This window comes from Janthinobacterium saanense, assembly GCF_014200675.1.
Lineage (GTDB): Bacteria > Pseudomonadota > Gammaproteobacteria > Burkholderiales > Burkholderiaceae_D > Janthinobacterium.
The window spans coordinates 146,353-165,133 of record NZ_JACHCI010000001.1; the positions used below are offsets into that span (position 1 = coordinate 146,353).

General features: G+C 60.0%; 16 protein-coding genes. 11 read left to right on the forward strand and 5 right to left on the reverse strand.

All coding sequences use genetic code 11. The annotated features are described in order from the left end of the window. Nucleotides 1–100: 100 nt before the first annotated feature. The 8 genes from HDE72_RS00700 to HDE72_RS00735 all read left to right on the forward strand — a co-directional run bounded on the left by HDE72_RS00700 (nt 101) and on the right by HDE72_RS00735 (nt 8,999). The gene (locus tag HDE72_RS00700) at nt 101–1,129 is read left to right on the forward strand and encodes a LacI family DNA-binding transcriptional regulator (RefSeq protein WP_183736744.1); all 1,029 of its coding nucleotides are present in this window, start codon (nt 101–103) and stop codon (nt 1,127–1,129) included. Next, on the forward strand, nt 1,129–2,616 hold the full coding sequence (locus HDE72_RS00705) for a sugar ABC transporter ATP-binding protein (protein WP_183736747.1): 1,488 nt from the start codon (nt 1,129–1,131) through the stop codon (nt 2,614–2,616). The genes HDE72_RS00700 and HDE72_RS00705 overlap by 1 nt, the downstream gene beginning before the upstream one ends. Further along, a complete protein-coding gene (locus tag HDE72_RS00710) occupies nt 2,597–3,604 on the forward strand; it encodes an ABC transporter permease (RefSeq protein ID WP_183736749.1) in 1,008 nt (335 codons plus the stop codon). Before HDE72_RS00705 ends, HDE72_RS00710 begins: the two co-directional genes overlap by 20 nt. Before the next feature lie 60 nt (nt 3,605–3,664). Continuing rightward, nucleotides 3,665–4,636 (forward strand): substrate-binding domain-containing protein, encoded by a 972-nt coding sequence (locus tag HDE72_RS00715; RefSeq protein ID WP_183736751.1) that lies wholly within the window; start codon nt 3,665–3,667, stop codon nt 4,634–4,636. A 44-nt stretch (nt 4,637–4,680) separates the two neighbouring features. Beyond that, a complete protein-coding gene (locus HDE72_RS00720) occupies nt 4,681–5,733 on the forward strand; it encodes a sugar phosphate isomerase/epimerase family protein (RefSeq protein ID WP_183736753.1) in 1,053 nt (350 codons plus the stop codon). 9 nt (nt 5,734–5,742) lie between these two features. Next, on the forward strand, nt 5,743–6,891 hold the full coding sequence (locus HDE72_RS00725) for a Gfo/Idh/MocA family protein (RefSeq protein WP_260176340.1): 1,149 nt from the start codon (nt 5,743–5,745) through the stop codon (nt 6,889–6,891). Nucleotides 6,892–6,907: 16 nt separating this feature from the next. Then, the gene (locus HDE72_RS00730; protein ID WP_183736754.1) at nt 6,908–7,195 is read left to right on the forward strand and encodes a 2Fe-2S iron-sulfur cluster-binding protein; all 288 of its coding nucleotides are present in this window, start codon (nt 6,908–6,910) and stop codon (nt 7,193–7,195) included. A 124-nt stretch (nt 7,196–7,319) separates the two neighbouring features. Further along, on the forward strand, nt 7,320–8,999 hold the full coding sequence (locus HDE72_RS00735; protein ID WP_183736756.1) for an outer membrane protein assembly factor BamB family protein: 1,680 nt from the start codon (nt 7,320–7,322) through the stop codon (nt 8,997–8,999). A gap of 10 nt (nt 9,000–9,009) precedes the next feature. Here HDE72_RS00735 and HDE72_RS00740 read toward each other — a convergent pair whose 3' ends face one another. Then, the gene (locus HDE72_RS00740) at nt 9,010–9,318 is read right to left on the reverse strand and encodes a hypothetical protein (RefSeq protein ID WP_183736758.1); all 309 of its coding nucleotides are present in this window, start codon (nt 9,316–9,318) and stop codon (nt 9,010–9,012) included. A gap of 19 nt (nt 9,319–9,337) precedes the next feature. Next, nucleotides 9,338–9,961 carry a TetR/AcrR family transcriptional regulator gene (locus tag HDE72_RS00745; RefSeq protein WP_183736760.1) on the reverse strand — a complete coding sequence of 208 codons (624 nt, stop codon included), beginning with the start codon at nt 9,959–9,961 and terminating at the stop codon, nt 9,338–9,340. 157 nt (nt 9,962–10,118) lie between these two features. On the opposite strand from HDE72_RS00745, the gene HDE72_RS00750 reads away from it, so the two are divergent. Then, entirely contained in the window at nt 10,119–11,162 is a 1,044-nt protein-coding gene (locus tag HDE72_RS00750; RefSeq protein ID WP_183736762.1) for an MBL fold metallo-hydrolase, read from the forward strand. A gap of 1 nt (nt 11,163) precedes the next feature. On the opposite strand, the gene HDE72_RS00755 is transcribed toward HDE72_RS00750, so the two are convergent. Next, a complete protein-coding gene (locus HDE72_RS00755; protein ID WP_183736763.1) occupies nt 11,164–11,493 on the reverse strand; it encodes a hypothetical protein in 330 nt (109 codons plus the stop codon). Nucleotides 11,494–11,928: 435 nt separating this feature from the next. Between HDE72_RS00755 and HDE72_RS00760 the strand changes: the two genes are divergently transcribed. Further along, nucleotides 11,929–12,939 carry a substrate-binding domain-containing protein gene (locus HDE72_RS00760; protein WP_183736765.1) on the forward strand — a complete coding sequence of 337 codons (1,011 nt, stop codon included), beginning with the start codon at nt 11,929–11,931 and terminating at the stop codon, nt 12,937–12,939. 53 nt (nt 12,940–12,992) lie between these two features. Here HDE72_RS00760 and HDE72_RS00765 read toward each other — a convergent pair whose 3' ends face one another. Beyond that, nucleotides 12,993–16,589, reverse strand: a complete 3,597-nt coding sequence (locus tag HDE72_RS00765) for an indolepyruvate ferredoxin oxidoreductase family protein (RefSeq protein ID WP_183736768.1) — start codon at nt 16,587–16,589, stop codon at nt 12,993–12,995. A gap of 260 nt (nt 16,590–16,849) precedes the next feature. Between HDE72_RS00765 and HDE72_RS00770 the strand changes: the two genes are divergently transcribed. Beyond that, on the forward strand, nt 16,850–17,596 hold the full coding sequence (locus tag HDE72_RS00770) for an SDR family NAD(P)-dependent oxidoreductase (RefSeq protein WP_183736770.1): 747 nt from the start codon (nt 16,850–16,852) through the stop codon (nt 17,594–17,596). A gap of 5 nt (nt 17,597–17,601) precedes the next feature. Here HDE72_RS00770 and HDE72_RS00775 read toward each other — a convergent pair whose 3' ends face one another. Next, nucleotides 17,602–18,750, reverse strand: a complete 1,149-nt coding sequence (locus tag HDE72_RS00775; protein WP_183736772.1) for a hypothetical protein — start codon at nt 18,748–18,750, stop codon at nt 17,602–17,604. Between the last annotated feature and the right edge of the window lie 31 nt (nt 18,751–18,781).

Sequence of the window (18,781 nt, forward strand, 5' to 3'; positions counted from 1 at the left end):
CGGACAGGGCCGTTCCTGCCGCATCGCACCATCGATAATGTTTGCATCGGTTTGCTGCCTGGCTTATAAATGTAATCGATTACATTTATAAAGAAATCCCATGCCACCCGTCGTACCGAATCAGCCGCCGCCAGACTCTGCCGTCTCCATCAGCGCCGTTGCCGCGCATGCCGGGGTATCGGTGGCGACCGTGTCGCGCGTGATGAATCAGCAGAGCGGGGTGCGCATACCCACGCGCGACAAGGTGCTGGCTTCGGTGGCGGCGCTCGGTTACCGCATGAACCATTTGGCGCGCAGCTTGCGCACGGCCGAGAGCCGCATGCTGCTGACCATGGTGCCGGACGTGGGCAATCCTTTCTATGCCCAGATCGTGCGCGGCATCGATACGGTGGCGCGCGAGCATGGTTATTTCGTGTTGCTGTGCGATACGGGTGCCGATGCGGGCCGCGAACGTTCCTACTTTGATTTGCTGCGCATGCACCGCGCCGATGGCGCCATCTGCCTCGATCCCGACACGGTGCAGCATGCCTTGTCGCATGAATCGGCCAGCCTGCCGTGGGTGGCCTGCTGCGAATTCGATCCCGGCGTGGCCGTGCCCTATGTGGGCATCGACAATCACCGGGCGGCCTCCGAGGCGGTCGCGCATTTATTGTCCCGAGGACATACGCGTATCGGCTTGATCAATTCCGATGAGCGCTACCTGTATGCGCGGCAACGCCAGCAGGGTTATCTGGACACGCTGGCCGGCGCCGGCTTGCCCGTTTCGCCGCAATGGCTGAGCACGGTGCAAAGCCTGGACTATGAAGCGGGCAAGCTGGCCACGCTGGACATGATGGCGCAAGCTAATGCGCCCACGGCCATCTTTGCCGTATCGGACACGCTGGCCATCGGCGTGCTGAGTGCGCTGCGCCAGCTGGGCAAGCGGGTGCCGCAAGACGTGGCCGTGATCGGTTTTGACGATATCGCGATTGCCGCGCAAATCGATCCGGGCCTGACCACCATTGCGCAGCCGATGCGCGAACTGGGCGAGACGGCGGCGCGCTTGCTGCTGCAGCGCCTGGCGGACCCGGCGGCGCAAGTGCCTGGGGTGTTGTTAAACCATAACTTGGTTTTGCGAGGGAGTGCATAGTGAGCGTTGCTGTCGGTTTTGAGGGCATCTGCAAGGATTTCGGTCCCGTGCGCGTCTTGCATGGCGTCACGTTTAGCTTGTCGCCGGGGCGCGTGTACGGCTTGCTGGGGGAAAACGGCGCGGGCAAGTCGACCCTGATGAAAATCCTGGCCGGTTATGAAGCCGTGAGCGAAGGGCAATTGCTGATCGATGGCCAGCCGCAGCGTTTTAGCAGTTCGCGCGCGGCGGAGTCGGCCGGCATCGTGCTGATACACCAGGAATTCAACCTGGCCGAACACCTGACGGTGGCGCAGAACATGTTTTTGGGCCATGAAAAAACGCGGGGCTGGCTGCTCGACGAAGCCGCGATGAAGCAGGAAGCGGCGCGCTATCTGCGCCAGGTAGGGCTGGATATCTCTCCCGATACGAAAATCCGCGACCTGATCGTGGCGGAGAAGCAACTGGTGGAGATCGCCAAGGCTTTATCGCGCCGCGCCCGCTTTCTGATCATGGATGAACCCACTGCCACGCTCACGTCTTCCGAGACGCAGCGCCTGTTTGCCGTGATGGCGCAACTGAAGGCCGACGGCGTCACCATCCTCTATATTTCCCACAAGCTTGATGAAGTCGAGCGCAATACGGATGAAGTCATCGTCATGCGCGACGGGCGTTTCGTCACGCGCGAACTGACGGCCAGCCTGACGCGCCAGCAAATGGCGAACTTGATGGTGGGGCGTGAATTGTCGGACATGTTTCCTGCAAAAACGGCGGTGGCGGCGGACGCGCCGGTGCTCCTGAAAGTCGATGGTCTGTCCGTGCCGGGCTGGGCGAAAGAATTATCGTTCGAAGTGCGGGCCGGCGAGGTGCTGGGCTTTGCGGGCCTGGTGGGCGCGGGGCGCACGGAATCGTTTGAAGCCGTGCTGGGTTTGCGCTCGCGCAGCGCCGGCACGATTAGCCTGAATGGCAAGCCGGTCGATATCCGCACGCCCAAGCAAGCCATGCAGCATGGTTTGACCTATCTGAGCGAAGACCGCAAGGGCAAAGGGCTGCATGTGAACCTGGGTTTGCGTGAAAACCTGACCATGATGACGATGGAACGCTACGCCGCGCCCTGGCTGGACGTGAAAGCAGAAAAGGCGGCGCTGGCCACGGCGGTGCAGGATTTCAATATCCGCACGGGCGACCTGGAGAGCCGCGCGCGCATGTTGTCGGGCGGCAACCAGCAAAAGCTGGCGCTGGCGAAATACCTGCATTCCGATCCGCGCGTCATCGTGCTCGACGAGCCCAGCCGTGGCGTGGACGTGGGCGCCAAGCGCGACATCTATTTCCTGATCCACAGACTGGCCGCCGAAGGGCGCGCCGTGATCGTGATTTCTTCCGAACTGATTGAATTGATCGGCCTGTGCCACCGCGTCGCGGTGATGCGCGCAGGCAGTTTGCAAACCACGCTCGGCGCCGAGCACCTGACTGAAGAGGAGTTGATTGCCCATGCAACCGGCACGCACTGACACTACCGTAAATTCCCTGGGCAAACTGGGTGCGCGCATCAAGGGCTTTGGTCCCGTGCTGGGCCTGCTGGCCCTGTGCATCGCGGGCACCTTGCTCAATGGCGACTTCGCCACCATCGACAATATGATGAATGTGCTCACGCGCACGGCCTTCATCGGCATCATCGCCGTCGGCATGACGTTTGTGATTATTTCCGGCGGCATCGACCTGTCGGTGGGCTCGATGGCGGCCCTGATCGCCGGCTGCATGATTTATTTCATGAACCAGCTGGCGCAAGGGGTGGCGGGCGATTTGGCGCCGTTGACCATGCTGGTGCTGGGCATCGCCATGGCCCTGATCCTGGGCGCGGGTTTTGGCCTGATGCATGGCTTGCTGATCAGCAAGGGCAATATCGAACCATTCATCGTGACCCTGGGCACCCTGGGCATCTTCCGCGCCGTGCTGACGTACCTGGCCGATGGCGGCGCCCTGACCCTGGATGCCACCTTGTCCGACCTGTACAGCCCGGTGTATTACACCAGCGTGCTGGGCGCGCCGATACCGATCTGGATCTTTTTGCTGGTGGCAGCGGCCGGCGCCGTGATCCTGAACCGCACTACGTTTGGCCGCCATGTGCAGGCGATTGGTTCCAACGAGCAAGTGGCGCGCTATGCGGCCATCAATGTCGACCGCGTAAAAATCCTCACCTATATGCTGCTGGGCGTCTGCGTGGGCATCGCCACCGTGCTGTACGTGCCGCGCCTGGGCTCGGCCACCCCCACCACGGGGCTGCTGTGGGAACTCGAAGCGATCGCTGCCGTGGTGGTGGGCGGCACGGCCCTGAAAGGGGGCGAGGGACGCATCATCGGCACCGTGATCGGCGCCATCCTGCTCTCCGTGATCAGCAATATCCTGAATTTGACCAGCATCATCAGCGTCTACCTGAATGCCGCAGTGCAAGGTGTGGTGATCATCGCCGTCGCCTTCCTGCAGCGGGGCCGCAAATAAAAAACAGCGGTCTTTTGAAAGGGCAGCCAACGGGCGCCCACAACCTTGGAGGAGAGCAGCATGAAAAGCTTTATTCGTGTAGCAGGGATGGCAGTGCTGGTGATGCAGGCGTGGGCCTTGCCAAACGCGCAGGCGGCAGCGCCTGCTGATAAATTGGTGGTGGGCGTGGCGATTCCCACCGCCACCCACAGCTTTACCTCGGGCATCGTCTGGTGGGCCAACCAGGCCAAGGCGGAACTGGAAAAAGCCCATCCGGGCTTGAAAATCATCGTCAAGACGGCCGCCACGGCGCCCGAGCAGGCGAATCAGTTGCAGGATATGTTGACCGTCAACAAGATCAATACCCTGGTGATTTTCCCGATTGAATCGGCTTCGCTGACGCAACCGGTGGCGCAAGTGAAAAACAAGGGCGTCTATGTGACCGTGGTCGACCGTGGCCTGACCAATACCGAGGCGCAAGATGCGTATATCGCTGGCGACAATACGGCTTTTGGCAAGTTGCCGGCCGAGTACCTGGCCAAGAGCCTGAACGGCAAGGGTAATATCGTGGTGCTGCGCGGCATGCCGACCACCCTGGACAATGAGCGTTTCGACGCCTTCAACAGCGTCATGAAGGGCCACCCGGACATCAAGATACTTGACGCCAAATATGGCAACTGGAACCGCGACGATGCCTTCAAGGTCATGCAGGATTACCTGACCCGCTTCAAGCACATCGACGCCGTATGGGCGGCCGATGACGACATGGCCATCGGCGTGCAAAAAGCCATTCTGCAAGCCAAGCGCACGGATATCAAGCAAGTGTTTGGCGGCGCGGGCGCGAAGGGCGCCGTCAAGAAGATCATGGATGGTTCCGACCCGCTGATCGTGGCCGATGTATCGTACTCGCCGAAGTTCATGTACGACGCCATCAAGCTGACCACGGAAGCGCGCTTGAAAGGCGAGAAACTGCCGGCCAACACGATCATTCCCTCGGTGCTGATTACACGCGACAATGCCAAGCAGTTTTATTTTCCAAAGTCGCCTTTTTAATGTCACTGCCCCGGGAGTCGTTTTCCGGGGCGTAAGGATTTCCCATGAAAACCATCCAGGGCCCGGCCATTTTCCTGGCCCAGTTTCTCGGCGAAGAGCCGCCGTTCGATACCTTGGAACACTTGGCGCAATGGGCGGCGGGCCTGGGCTACAAGGGCTTGCAATTGCCGACGGCGCCACGGCTGTTTGACCTGGAGCAGGCGGCGGCCAGCCAGCAGTATTGCGATGAGGTGGTGGCCTTGCTGGCCCGTTATGGCTTGCAGGCAACGGAATTGTCCACGCATCTGCAGGGCCAGCTGATCGCCGTGCATCCAGCCTACGATGCGCTGTTCGACAACTTTGCGCCGGAGCACGTGCGTGGTGATCCGGCTGCCCGTACGGCCTGGGCCACGCAGCAATTGCTGTGGGCGGCAAAAGCATCGCAACGCATGGGCTTGAAGGCGCACGTGACGTTTTCCGGCGCGCTGGCCTGGCCCTATCTGTATCCGTGGCCGCAACGCCCGGCTGGCTTGGTGGAAACGGCGTTTGCCGAGCTGGCCAGGCGCTGGCTGCCCATCCTCGATGCGTTCGATGCGGCTGGCGTGGACCTGTGTTATGAGCTGCATCCGGGCGAAGACTTGCATGACGGCGTGACGTTCGAGCGCTTTCTTGCTGCGGTGAACGATCACCCGCGCGCCTCGATCTTGTACGACCCCAGCCACTTCGTGCTGCAGCAGCTCGACTACCTGGCTTTTATTGATATTTATCACGCGCGCATCAAGGCTTTCCACGTCAAGGATGCGGAATTCCGGCCTAACGGACGTCAGGGCGTGTATGGCGGTTACGGCGATTGGCAAGACCGGGCCGGGCGCTTCCGCTCGCTGGGCGATGGGCAAATCGATTTCAAGGCGATCTTTTCAAAGATGGCGCAATACAACTTTTCGGGCTGGGCCGTGCTGGAATGGGAATGCTGTCTGAAACACCCGGAAGATGGTGCGGCCGAAGGCGCGCGCTTCATCCGCGAGCACATCATTCATGTGGCGGAACGCGCGTTTGACGATTTTGCGGGCAGCGCTGTGGATCAACATCAGATCAATCATTTGCTCGGCTTGGGCTAAGGAGGCGCGATGCAGCGACGGATACGGCTGGGCATGGTAGGGGGCGGGCAGGGTGCTTTCATCGGCGCCGTGCACAGAATTGCCGCGCGCATCGATGACCAGTATGCACTGGTGGCGGGCGCCTTGTCGTCCGATCCGCAGCGTGCACGCGATAGCGGCGCAGAGTTGCATCTGGCGCCGGATCGTTGCTACAGCGATTACCTGGCCATGGCGCTGGCGGAAAGCGCGCGCGCCGATGGCATCGAAGCGGTGGCCATCGTCACGCCGAATCATTTGCATGCGCCGGTGGCGACAGCTTTCCTCGAAGCAGGTATCCACGTGATCTGCGACAAGCCATTGGGTATTTCTTTGGCCGAAGGACGGGCGCTGGCTGCGCTGGCGCAAGCTAAAAACTTGCTGTTTGCGCTGACGCACACTTACAGCGGCTACCCATTGCTGCGCCATGCGCGGGCGATGGTCGAGGCGGGCGAGATCGGCGAACTGCGGCTGGTGCAGGTGGAGTATTCGCAAGACTGGCTGGCCGAGGCGATTCCCGCTGGCGGCATGGCAGAGGGCAACTGGCACAACGATCCGCAAAAAGCCGGTTTTGGCGGCACCCTGCTCGACGTGGGTGTGCATGCTTATCACCTGGCGCAATTTGTCAGCGGCCAGACGCCGGAGCAATTGCTGGCGGAATTGTCGACCTTTGTTCCGCAGCGCACACTGGACGATCACGTGCAGGTGATGCTGCGCTATGCAAATGGCGCACGCGGCACCCTGTGGGCCAGCCAGGTGGCGACCGGCTGTGAAAACACGGTGCGTTTGCGTTTGTTCGGCAGCAAGGCGCAGCTGGATTTTGATCAGGAAGAGCCGAACGCCTTGTGGTTCACGCCGCAGGGCGGCAACCGTCAGTTGCTGCGCCCGGGCCGCGTGCACAGTGCCGCCGCCGCGCACGCCACGCGGGTGCCGGCCGGCCACCCGGAAGGTTATCTGCAAGCGTTCGCACAACTGTATCTGGATGCGGCGATCAGCATCCGCGCCTTGCAGGCGGGCAAGCCGGTACCGGCGGAAGCGCGCTGGCTGCCCACGGCGGACGATGGCGTGGCCGGGCTGGCCTTTGCCGAAGCGGTGCTGCGCAGCCATCAGCAGGGTGCGGTCTGGACCAGCCTCACCAGCTGATTTGTTACACTGGGGCATGCGCTCCTACACCATCACCCTGATGCCGCAAGGCTGGCAATTCACGGCAGAAGCCGGCACCACCTTGCTGGCTGCCGCCGAACTGGCCGGCATCCGCCTGCTCAGCTCCTGCCGCAACGGTACTTGCCGCACTTGCCTGTGCCATATGCCCGCAGGCCAGGTGCGCTACACGGTGGACTGGCCCGGCGTCAGTCCCGATGAGCGGTTTGACGGTTACATCCTGCCCTGCGTGGCGGTGGCCGAAGCGGACATCACCTTGCAGGTACGGGCCGTACGCCGCGAGTGACAAAAAAATTTCCTTTTTGGATAGAAAGTGTGACTTTTCAAGAAGTCTTTCATGTTAAAACAGGCAATGGACTTTTGGTATTTCGCCATGTTGGCGAAGCAGAAAGCTCTTACATGGAAGATTAATGATTACACCTATTCAATACGCGTTCCGGCCCATCGCCTTGCCCCTCGTATTATTGAGCTTGTTATCCATCGCGGGCTGCGGTGGTGGTGGTGGCGGTGGCGGTGGCGTCTTTGGGCCGACAGACCGTCATGTGCTGCATCTGTCTGAAGTGAGCAGCAACTGCAATATGGCGCCCGCAGAAAATTGTGGGGATATACATGTCGTGGTCAGCAGTGACCTTGCCGAGCGCCCGGAATGGAAGGCGAGCGACTCCAACGGCGTCGCCGTCTTTGATCGTGTGGACAAGGAAAAGCTATCGGATAACACCTGGCGTTTCACGTTCAGGCCGGCAACTGGCTTGGCGCCCGGCACGTACACGGGCAACATCACGCTTTCAACGCTGAACTTACTCCCGATAAACTACAATGATTTGCCTGAAACCATGGCATACAAGGTGACGGTGGCGCCATTGAAAGGCAATCTCTCTGCCTTGGCGCCCCTGCCCGGTGCGGGCGATTGGGAAGGTACGAATGGCAACGCCGCGCATACAGGTGCGGTACCGGTCAGCCTGAACGCCGCTAGCTTCGCGCGCCGCTGGACCTGGCAATACGATAGTGCAGGAAAATATAACCGGCTGAGCCCCGTTGTCGCTGCCAACGGCTTCGTGTATTTTTCGATGGATCAGGCCAGCATCGATAGCCAGGATCCGAACAAAACCATTTACACCACCAGCCTGACGGCCTTGTCGGAGCTGGACAGCACAGTGCAGTGGCGCACATCGCAAGCGCCGGGCGTTGTGCATGGGGCACCAGGCGTGTCAGGTACGCGCCTGGCCGCGACCGATACGAGCAAGGTGTATACCTTCGATGCCGTCAGTGGTGCCCAGTTGGCGAATGCCAAGCAGCCACAAAGCATAGGTTTGCTGTCCGCCGTTTCGCCGCTGACAGCGCCGACCTTGGCTGGGGGCAATGTGTATATCGGCGGCAATGACGATGTGATCAATGCTGACGCCTCGACGGCCCAGAATCTGTGGTCCACCAGCCTGGGATTGCCGATAACGGCTAGTGTGGATGAGTGGACGCCAGCCGTGAATAGCAGCACGGTGTACAGTAATACAGCAGGCACCTTGCGGGCCTTCAATCGTGTTTCTGGTGCGCAGCAATGGAGCTTGGCGGTGCCAGGGCAAGTACTGAGTGGCCTGAACAAGTCCAGCCTGCGCCAGGCGCCGGTATTGCCTGATGATCATACGGTGCTGTTGCTCAACCAGCGCTCGGCTGCCGGTTCCTCAACTGATAATAGTCTGAGCCTGGTCGATACGGACAGCCGCCAGCTGCGCTGGACCGTCAATGGCCAGTTCACCACGCAGCCGGTGACGGCGCAAGGTGTGTTGTACGTGGGTAACCAGGCGACGGCAGCGCTGGAAGCGCGCAGTATTGCAACTGGCGCCGTGTTGTGGAGCTGGCCGCTGTCCGCCGTGAATGAGGCACGTTTTGGCGGCGATGTGATCGTTACCAATAACTTGCTGTTTGTCGCCGGCGAAACTGCTACGTATGCGCTGGATTTGGCTAGTCAGAAAGTAGTCTGGAGCTACCGTGTGGGCGGCAAGCTGGCGCTATCGCGTAATGGCGTGCTGTATATCCGCGCGGTGGCGTCTAACTTCGTGGGAACATCGAGCCTGACAGCAATTAATCTGAAATAAAGCCTGCGATCTAACGTTTGCCGTCTTGCAAACGTTGCAGCAACGCCGCCACACTATCGCTCACGGGCAAGTCGTGGCGGCGCAGCAATTGCACGTGCAGCACGAGGTTTTCCAGCACCAGTTTGGCGGCCACTGCCAGCAAGGCCAGATTGCGGTCTTCCGGCGTGAAGCTTTCCATCGCATCGGCCATTTCGCATAAATGGCTGGCGATCAGGCTGCGCAACTCTTGTTCATCGAAGGGCAGGTCGGCAAAGTCGATGGGATCGGACAATTCCACTTCCTGCATCAGTACTGCGAGCTGGTCCGGGGTGATCGTCATGCCTGCCTCCTGGGTTTGTTTATGCTGGTTGTGGGGTCACGCTGTAGTAGCAAAGAAACATATCGACGGCGATATCCATCACTTCCAGCCGCCGGGCGGCAGTGAGCATGGGTTTGCCCAGGATGATCTGCGGCCAGAAGGCAAAAGTTTTCAGGGGCGCCAGCAGCAGATGCGAGACATCATGCATGTCGGCCTGCTTCAGGCGGCCATCTTTTTGCGCCGCGCGTATCCAATGGCTGAGACTGCTTTCCTTTTCATCCATGCGCGTCACCATCGCTTGCGCCCGTTCCGGCGAATGGATGGTTTCGGCCATCGCCACGCGGGCCAGGTCGAGGTAATGCTCATCGGCCAGCAAGGCCATTTTTTGCTGCACCAGTTCCATCACTTGTGGCCGCAATGCCTGATCTGCCTGGTAGGCGACTGCCGGCTGTGCCGCACTGCCTTCCCACATCCGCTGCAAGATTTCCGCAAATAGACTATCTTTGCTGGGGAAATGGTTGTACACGGTGCGCTTGGAAACGGCGGCCGTGGCGGCAATCTTGTCCATGCTGGTCGCATCAAAACCGTTTGTGCGGAACTCGGCGATGGCGGCATCGACGATGGCTACGCGCTTGCGGTCGGTCAAGCGTTGCGGTGAGGACATGGCAGTGAATCTCCTTTAAAAACAATATTTTACACCTCCTGGTTTACTTTGCTGAAAATAGGAACTACACTGTGTAGTGTAAATTACATCTTGTTTTCTACTGACTGGGCACCATATGTTCTTGCACCATCTTCTATTTCTGGGAATCCTGATCATCATGAGTTCTTGCACCCTGCGCGCCCAGCCTGCGGCCAACCTTGCTTCGGCACAGCAGCATGAAGGCAAATTCCGTAATCCTGTGCCCATGTTCAAGCTGGGCACGGCGGATACCGCCAAGCTGATGTGGACGTTCTTCTTCAACAAGCCGGACGGCACCGTGCCCACCAAGACGGTGCCGGTGCAAGCCCTGACCCAGGCGCAATTGCTGGCCGCGCCCGACAATACCTTGTTCCGTCTTGGCCACTCGACCCTGCTGCTGAAACTCAATGGCCAGTTCTTCCTGACTGACCCGGTGTTTTCCGAGCGCGCCTCGCCGGTGCAGTGGGCCGGACCGAAACGTTTTCACCAGCCGCCGATCAGCATTGCTGACTTGCCGCCGATCAAGGCCGTGATCCTGTCGCACAACCATTACGACCACCTGGACTATGCTGCCGTGCTGGAACTGGCGGCCAAGACCGAACACTTCGTCGCGCCGCTGGGCGTGGGCGATACCCTGGTGGAATGGGGCATACCGAAGGAGAAGGTGCAGCAGTTTGACTGGTGGCAAGGCACGACGATTGCTGACGTGAAACTGGTGGCGACACCGTCGCAACACTTCTCGGGCCGTGGCCTGTTTGACGGCAACAAGACCCTGTGGGCTTCCTGGGTCATCGACGCGCCCGAAGTGCGCGTGTTCTTCAGCGGTGATTCCGGCTATTTCGATGGCTTCAAGAAAATCGGCGAAAAATATGGCCCCTTCGACCTGACCATGATCGAGACGGGCGCCTACGACAAACAGTGGCCGGACATCCATATGCAGCCGGAAGAAACCTTGCAGGCGCACCTGGATTTACAGGGAAAATGGTTGTTGCCCGTGCATAACGGCACCTTCGACCTGGGCCTGCATGTATGGCACGAACCGTTCGACCGCATCGCCGGCCTGGCCGAGAAGAAGGGCGTGGAAATCACCACGCCGCAGATGGGCGAAGCCCTGGCGTTGAAGCAGCCGCACCGCGGCGAGAAATGGTGGTTGCCGGTGTTGCAGCAAGAGCTGAGCGAATAGACTAAGCAGTGGTATTGATCAGGCGGCCTATGGTCTGGCCGATGCTGTTGAGTTGTCCTCCCGGCGGCTGTGTCTGCGCCGGTTTCGGCGGGACGGGGATTTCGATGGCTCTGTCCAGCTGTGGCTGCTTGATGGCAGGCGCGGCGTCCGCCCGCGCCTGCTGGCTGCTGCGTTCGGTATCGCGCAACTGTTCCTGTTCCTTCACCAGCTGCTGACGGCTTTGCGCCAGCTGTTCGCTGTCGCGCTGCACCTGGTTTTGACCCTGCTCGACGCGCTGCTGCGCCGTTGCCAGCGATGCCTGTAGATTGTTGACGGAAGTTAGCGTTACCACGTTGGTCACCTTAGTAAAGGGTGGGGCGAAAGCGGCCGGTAGCGGCAAGCGTGTATTGATAGACGGGAACACCAGCCTGCTTACTTTACCAAAATCAAGATTAGGATAAATTCTCGCATAGTTCCAGTAAATTATGCTTTATTGATAATTCTATCGTGGGCAGAAAACATTGCCATCCTGGTAGCTACGTTTGGCAAGTCTCGTGCCGAGAGTAAGTGCCTGCTTCTTCCCGCTTCCATGAAAACCATGCATGCACGGTGGCCCATCATGCGGACTCAAGCGTACCTGTCGTCAGAAAAAGCCCTTTTCCATCACGTTTATATCGTTGTTTTCCTACCAATCGGCTAACTGCTGAGGCGTGGCTTGTTTGACGGGCTCGGCTATAATCTTGGGCCAGAGTTGGTTTTATTTGTCAGACAGACAGGTAGTTAATACATGAATCTCAAGAGCCTCGCAATTGCCCTCGGCATGTCGAAAACGACAGTCAGCAGGGCGTTGAACGGCTATCCGGAAGTCAATTCCCGCACCCGTGAAATCGTCCTGGCCGCCGCCCAAAAGGTTGGCTACCGGCCCAATCCCCTGGCGCGCAGCCTGGCGGTCGGCCGTAGCAATGTGCTGGGGATGATTTATCCCTTGCTGCCCGGCGACTTGGGCGACAGCCTGTTCCTGTCCGTCGTGAATGGCATGTCCGAGGCGGTGGAAGCGGCAAAGATGAGTTTGATCATCGCCCCGGTATCGCAGACAAATGAACTGGCTTCTTATGAAACCCTGGTGCTGGGCCGCCAGGTCGATGGCCTGGTAGTGTGCCGCACCCGCGTGCGTGACGAGCGCATCGCCTATCTGACGCGTGTGGGTTTTCCTTTCGTGGCCCAGGGCCGCACGCGCGTTGATGCGCCGTATGCGTATTTTGACTATGACAACGACACCGGCATCGACCTGGCGCTGACGTTTCTGCTGGCGCATGGCCACCAGCGCATCGCCCTGCTCAGTGCACCGCTGGATTTGCATTTCGCCCTGGAGCGCAAGGAAAGCTTTATGCGTGGCATGGCGCAAGCGGGCCTGCAGCCCGACCCCCGCTATATGCTCGACAATACCCTGGACCGGCGTAGCGGTTATCACGCCATGCAGCAATTATTGGCGTGCTCGCCACGCCCCTCAGCCGTGATAGTCGACAACCATTTGTCCGGCATGGGCGCCGTGCGTGCGCTGATGGATGCCGGCATCGAGATCGGCAAGGACATCTCGGTGATCGTCTGGGGCAGCCTGGAAGACAGCTTGATCGGCATCAATGTCACCACCATCGACCAGCCCGACCTGCCGCGCGCAGGCGCCAAGATGGTCGAAATGCTGCAAGCCCTGCTGGCCGGCACGCCGCCCGAAAAATTGCAGGAAATCTGGCAACCGGTGCTGTTGCCGGGAGCGACAGTGGGGCGCTGCCCCGATTGAGCAAAAAAAACGCAGAGCCTGGACTCTGCGTTTTTGTTTTTCAAGCTACTGCTTTATGCCGCGTGTTTGCTGCCCTGCGCTAATACCTCCAATAATCTCGCCTTGTCCTTGCGGTAAGTCACAACGGCGGCTTCCTTGACGTGGCCGAAGCCGCGGACTTTTTCGGGCAGGCTGGCCAGTTCCACGCAGGTGCCGTGGTTCTCTGCCGTCATATTGACCAGCAGGCCGGCCAGCATGTCACGGTACTCGACGATGAGGGCGCGTTCCATCTTGCGCTCGGCCGTGTAGCCGAACACATCGAAGGCGCCGCCGCGCAAGCCCTTGGCTTTCGCCAGCAGCTGGAAGGCGCGCCACATCCAGGAACCGAACTCGGCTTTCACGAGGTGGCCCTTGGCATCTTTCTTGGCAAACAGCGGTGGCGCCAGGTTGAATTTCACGGAGAAATTGCCTTCGAATTGCTGCTGCAATTGCTCCACGAACCGGCCATCCGTGTACAGCCGCGCCACTTCGTACTCATCCTTGTAGGCCAGCAATTTGAAGTAGGACTTAGCGACGGCAGTCGACAGTTTCTGGCCCAGTCCCAGGGTGTTTTCGCGGTCGCGCACCTGCTTGACCAGGGTCAAATAACCATCTGCATAGGCGGCATTCTGATAGCTGGTGAGGAACTCCACGCGCTTCTTGATTACGCTATCGAGGCTTTGCGGCATTTGCACGATGATCGCTTGCGACGGCGTGGCGATCTGCGTCACGCGGCGCACGTCGAACGCGGCGCGCCGGCCCCACAGGAAACTTTTCTTGTTCGATTCGATCCCGACGCCATTCAATTCGATGGCGCGCAGCAGGGATGCTTGCGTCAAGGGAATGCGGCCTTTTTGCCAGGCGTAGCCGAGCATGAACAGATTGGCGGCGATCGAGTCGCCCATCAGCGCGGTGGCCAATTTTGTGGCGTCGATGAAATCGGCCGCATCGGCGCCGCCCACGGATTCTTCGATCAGCTGGCGCACTTCGGCCGTTGGGTATTGCCAGTCGGCGTTTTGCGCAAACGTGCCCGGTGGCTGCTCGTGCAGGTTGACCACGGCCAGGCTGCGGCCCGGACGCATTTTCGAGACGGCGTCCTGCGCGCCAGCCGTCAGCATGTCGCAGCCTAAAATCAGGTCCGCTTCGCCGGTGGCGATGCGCTGGGCGCGGATGCGGGCCGGCGAGCCGGCAATCTTCACGTGCGAGGTGACGGAACCGTTCTTTTGCGACATGCCCGTCATGTCCAGCACGGACGCGCCCTTGCCTTCCAGGTGGGCCGCCATGCCCATCAGCGCGCCGACGGTGATCACGCCGGTGCCGCCGATGCCGTTGATCAAGATGTTATACGGCGCATCGCAGACCGGCAGTACCGGCTCGGGCAGGGGGCCGAAGTTGTCCACTTCATCTTTCTTGCCGGCACCGGTCTTGGTCTTTTTCAGGTTGCCGCCTTCGACCGTGACGAAGCTGGGGCAAAAACCCTTGGCGCAGGAATAATCCTTGTTGCACGAGGATTGGTCGATGGTGCGCTTGCGGCCGAATTCCGTTTCTTTCGGCAAGATCGACACGCAGTTCGATTGCACGCCGCAATCGCCGCAGCCTTCGCAGACGGCGTCGTTGATCACCATGCGCTTAGGCAAGTCGGGGTATTCGCCCTTCTTGCGGCGGCGGCGTTTTTCCGCCGCACAGGTCTGGTCGTAGATTAATACCGACACGCCTTGTACTTCGCGCAGTTCGCGCTGCACGGCGTCCATGTCCTTGCGGTCGTGCAAGGTCAGGTGGGCAGGCAGATTGCTGCGGTCGCTGTAGCGGCTCAGGTCTTCCGTCACCAGCGCGATGCGGGCGATGCCTTCGGCCGCCACCTGCTGCGCCATCATCGGCACGGTGATGAGTCCATCGACCGGCTGGCCGCCCGTCATGGCGACGGCGTCGTTGTACAAAATTTTATACGTGATGTTTACCTTGGCCGCTTGCGCTGCGCGGATGGCCAGGTAGCCCGAATGGAAATAGGTGCCGTCGCCCAGGTTCTGGAACACGTGCGGGATGCTGGAAAACGCCGCCTGCCCTATCCACGGCGCGCCTTCGCCGCCCATGTGGGTGGTCAGCTTGTTCATTTCCGGATAGATGGAAGTGGCCATCACATGGCAGCCGATGCCGGCCAGCGCCAGGCTGCCGTCGGGCACCTTGGTCGAGGTATTGTGCGGGCAGCCGGAGCAGTAAAACGCAGGACGGAAGGGCGTGTTGACGGCTTTTTTCAGGACCGCATCCTTGGCGTCGAGAAAGCTCAGGCGCGCCTTGATCAGGTCGCAAGTGACGGGGTCGGAAATCAGCCGCGCGATACGGCTGGCGATCACTCTTGCCACTTGCGAGACGGAAAAATCCGCCTTGGACGTCAGCAGCCATTCGCCGCGTGGCGCCACCCATTCGCCTTTTTCATCGAACTTGCCGATCACGCGCGGGCGCACATCGTCGCGCCAGTTGTACAGTTGCTCCTTGAGCTGGTATTCGACGATTTGGCGCTTTTCTTCGACCACCAGAATTTCATCGAGGCCTTGTGCGAATTCGCGTACGCTGTCCGGTTCCAGCGGCCACGGCATGGCCACCTTGAACAGGCGCATGCCGACCTCGGCCGCCATTTTTTCATCGATGCCCAGCTCTTCCAGCGCTTCCAGCACATCGAGGTAAGATTTACCCGAGGCAATGATGCCCAGCTTGGCGTTCGGGCTGTCGATAGTGGTGTGGTTGAGCTTATTTTCGCGCGCGTAGGCCAGCGCCGCATAGATCTTGTAATCCTGCATCAGCGCTTCCTGGTTGCGTGCTTGCTGGCCCAGCGGAATGCTGGACAGGCGCGCGTTCAGGCCGCCTTCGGGCATGACGAAATCCTGCGGAATTTTCACCTCCACGCGGAACGGGTCGGCGTCGATGGAGGCCGACGATTCGACCGTATCGGCCAGCGCCTTGAAGGCCACCGTACAGCCGGAAAAACGCGACATGGCCCAGCCGTGGATGCCCAGGTCCAGGTATTCCTGCACATTGCATGGGTACAGCACGGGAATCATCGAGGCCGAAAACAAATGGTCGGACTGGTGCGGCAGGGTCGAGGAATACGCGCCATGGTCGTCGCCGGCCACCAGCAGCACGCCGCCCAGTTTCGAGGTGCCCGCGTGGTTCATATGCTTGAAGACATCACCGCAGCGGTCCACGCCGGGGCCCTTGCCGTACCACATGGCAAACACGCCGTCGTACTTGGCCGGGCCGATCAAGTCGACTTGCTGGGAACCCCAGACGGCGGTGGCGGCCAGGTCTTCATTGACGCCAGGCACGAATTGCACGTGGTGCGCTTCCAGCTGCTTCTTGGCTTTCCACAGGTTTTCATCGAGACCGCCCAGGGGCGAGCCACGGTAGCCGGAAATGAAGCCGGCCGTGTTCAGGCCGGCTGCCTGGTCGCGCAGGCGCTGCATCATCGGCAGGCGCACCAGGGCCTGTATGCCCGATAAAAAGATGGCGCCGGAAGTGGCCGTGTATTTGTCGTCGAGGCTGACGGTGGTCAAACGGGAAGTGTCGGGGGGCGTAGATGGCGCGGCACCGGCGTTTCTGGCGAACGCTGCGGAGCCGTTTTCCGTGGTCACGGACATGGCTGTCTCCAAAAGGGTGTTTCAGATGACGTCTGCACAAAACGGCGCCCGGTAAGGCGCGCCCGGTGCAGGCGGAATTGCCGCGTGTGGGCGGCCAGCTCAGTGTAGGGCGAGGGGGAGGTGGTGGCTAATACGGTTTGACGATGGGGGTATAAGAAAAAATGATATGGCTGGCCAGCTGCCATCGCCGTTCGTCTTGTATGTCTACCGTTGATGCATAATGGCACTTCGATTGATGACGCATACCAGCGAGTTTAAGCATGACACATCCGACACATCCTGTTGCCCTGATCACCGGTTCCACTTCCGGCATCGGCGCCGCCATTGCACGCCGGCTGTCGCATGACGGTTATGCCGTGGTGCTGCATTCGCGCGGTTCGCACGAGGCGGGCCAGGCGCTGGCTGCCGAATTGAAAGTGGCCACGTATGTGCAGGCGGACCTGGCGATAGACGCCGAGCGTGTCGAGCTGGTGCGGCAGGCGGTGGCGCACTGGGGACGGCTCGATGTGCTGGTCAATAATGCCGGTATCAGCCAGGTGATCGCGCATGCCGACCTGGCGGCGGCCACCCCGGCAGTCTGGCAAAGATTGCACGAAATCAACGTGATCGCGCCGTTCCGGCTGATCGCCGAGGCGGAATCAGCCTTGCGCGAGTCGGCGCGGCGTGGCGGCCCCGCCTGTGTGGTCAATATCAGCTCGCATGCGGGTGTACGGCCCAAGGGTGCATCGATACCCTACGCGGCCGGCAAGGCGGCGCTGAACCACATGACGCGCTTGCTGGCCGTCTCGCTGGCGCCCGAGATCCGCGTCAACGCCGTCGCGCCCGGCCTGGTGGATACCCCGCTGACAGCCGACTGGACGGCCGCCCAGCAGCTGTGGCGCGAGCGCTCGCCGATGCGCCGCGCCGCCCAGCCGGAAGATATCGCCCAGGCCGTGGCCATGCTGGTCGCATCGAACTACCTGACGGGAGAAATCCTGTTATCCGATGGGGGCTTGAATCTTACGTAAGGGACTCAAGGCTGCGTCCATTGCAGCTTGCGCGGATGCAAGGGATAGGCGGCAGGCGTCAATTCCGGTATCAGGGCATTGAGCGAGTCTTGCGCCAGTTCCAGGGCTTTTTGCGGATTCAGTTCATCGATACTGACACTGCTGATGAAACTGAACCCGTCGCTAAAGCTGAGGTAAACGGGAGGACCGTTTTCTGTGATCGTGAAGGTCGTGCTCTTTTTGTAGAAGGCGAGTTCGTATGTGCCCGGCGGCAGCTCCAGCGCTACATGGGTCCTGGACTCATTATAGTAGCTGGTATCGTTCGCGCGGCCTTGCAGATGGCTGGCCTTGATATGGTAGAAGGTGCTGCCATCCGCGAATTTATTGCTGTCCACGCTTTCTTGTGGCTTGCGGTTAAAGATGATCAGATTGGCTTTTTTGTTGAGTGTCGTGCCGGCTTTACCAGGCTCATTGGAGGGTTCCAGAGCAGTCGTGCGGCGCATGCCTTGCTCCTCTGCTTCGTGCAGTTTTTTTTGCTCCATTATCCCGTTGAGCGTAATAGTGACGTGAAGTGGCCCAATACGGTTTGCCTCTTTGGTCTCGTATTTGAGTCCGTTCATCGCGGCACGTTTAGTTTCGATGGAATGCCAGATGGTTTTGGCGGCAATCCGGTCATAGACCACCGTTTCACTGAGCATGACGAGGGTAGAGTGGCAGCCATAACTGGTGCATTTTCCCAGCGTGGTATCGGCATATTTCCAGTCTACCAGCGCCACATAGCGCCGGCCGGTCGTGCTGGGAGGCAATCCCTGTAAAGTGTCGACGATGGATGGCCGTTTGAACGCAGGCGGCATGGGGATGAAAGCGAGTTTTTCTTCCGGATCATGGGCAGCATCGACATAGGCGCGGCAAGCCCAGCTTTTGAACAGGGAATCGTTGTCTGAAGAAACGATATTGCCCCAGGTATTTTCATGGGTCTTGGGGGTGCAGCTTTCCGGGGCGATAAATACCAGCACCTCGACGTCTTGCCTTTCAATTGGCTCAGTAACCTCGCTGAGCAGCACTTCGCGCAAGGGAAATTCGGATTGGGGGCGGGCCGCTTGGGCCCCCTGCATCAGCAACAGCAGGGCAGCGCCTGCTGCCAGGCGGCGCAGGGAGGTGGTGAAGAATGGCATGGCAGAATGGTGTATGAATAAAATAACATCA

Bases quoted from the DNA above. Each gene is read 5' to 3' on its own strand.
- HDE72_RS00740 (WP_183736758.1), bottom strand. From the start codon at position 9,318: ATGACGATCACCCCGGACCAGCTCGCAGTACTGATGCAGGAAGTGGAA.
- HDE72_RS00745 (WP_183736760.1), bottom strand. From the start codon at position 9,961: ATGTCCTCACCGCAACGCTTGACCGACCGCAAGCGCGTAGCCATCGTC.
- HDE72_RS00715 (WP_183736751.1), top strand. From the start codon at position 3,665: ATGAAAAGCTTTATTCGTGTAGCAGGGATGGCAGTGCTGGTGATGCAG.
- HDE72_RS00735 (WP_183736756.1), top strand. From the start codon at position 7,320: ATGATTACACCTATTCAATACGCGTTCCGGCCCATCGCCTTGCCCCTC.
- HDE72_RS00710 (WP_183736749.1), top strand. From the start codon at position 2,597: ATGCAACCGGCACGCACTGACACTACCGTAAATTCCCTGGGCAAACTG.
- HDE72_RS00700 (WP_183736744.1), top strand. From the start codon at position 101: ATGCCACCCGTCGTACCGAATCAGCCGCCGCCAGACTCTGCCGTCTCC.
- HDE72_RS00760 (WP_183736765.1), top strand. From the start codon at position 11,929: ATGAATCTCAAGAGCCTCGCAATTGCCCTCGGCATGTCGAAAACGACA.
- HDE72_RS00770 (WP_183736770.1), top strand. From the start codon at position 16,850: ATGACACATCCGACACATCCTGTTGCCCTGATCACCGGTTCCACTTCC.
- HDE72_RS00725 (WP_260176340.1), top strand. From the start codon at position 5,743: ATGCAGCGACGGATACGGCTGGGCATGGTAGGGGGCGGGCAGGGTGCT.
- HDE72_RS00775 (WP_183736772.1), bottom strand. From the start codon at position 18,750: ATGCCATTCTTCACCACCTCCCTGCGCCGCCTGGCAGCAGGCGCTGCC.
- HDE72_RS00750 (WP_183736762.1), top strand. From the start codon at position 10,119: ATGAGTTCTTGCACCCTGCGCGCCCAGCCTGCGGCCAACCTTGCTTCG.
- HDE72_RS00720 (WP_183736753.1), top strand. From the start codon at position 4,681: ATGAAAACCATCCAGGGCCCGGCCATTTTCCTGGCCCAGTTTCTCGGC.
- HDE72_RS00730 (WP_183736754.1), top strand. From the start codon at position 6,908: ATGCGCTCCTACACCATCACCCTGATGCCGCAAGGCTGGCAATTCACG.
- HDE72_RS00765 (WP_183736768.1), bottom strand. From the start codon at position 16,589: ATGTCCGTGACCACGGAAAACGGCTCCGCAGCGTTCGCCAGAAACGCC.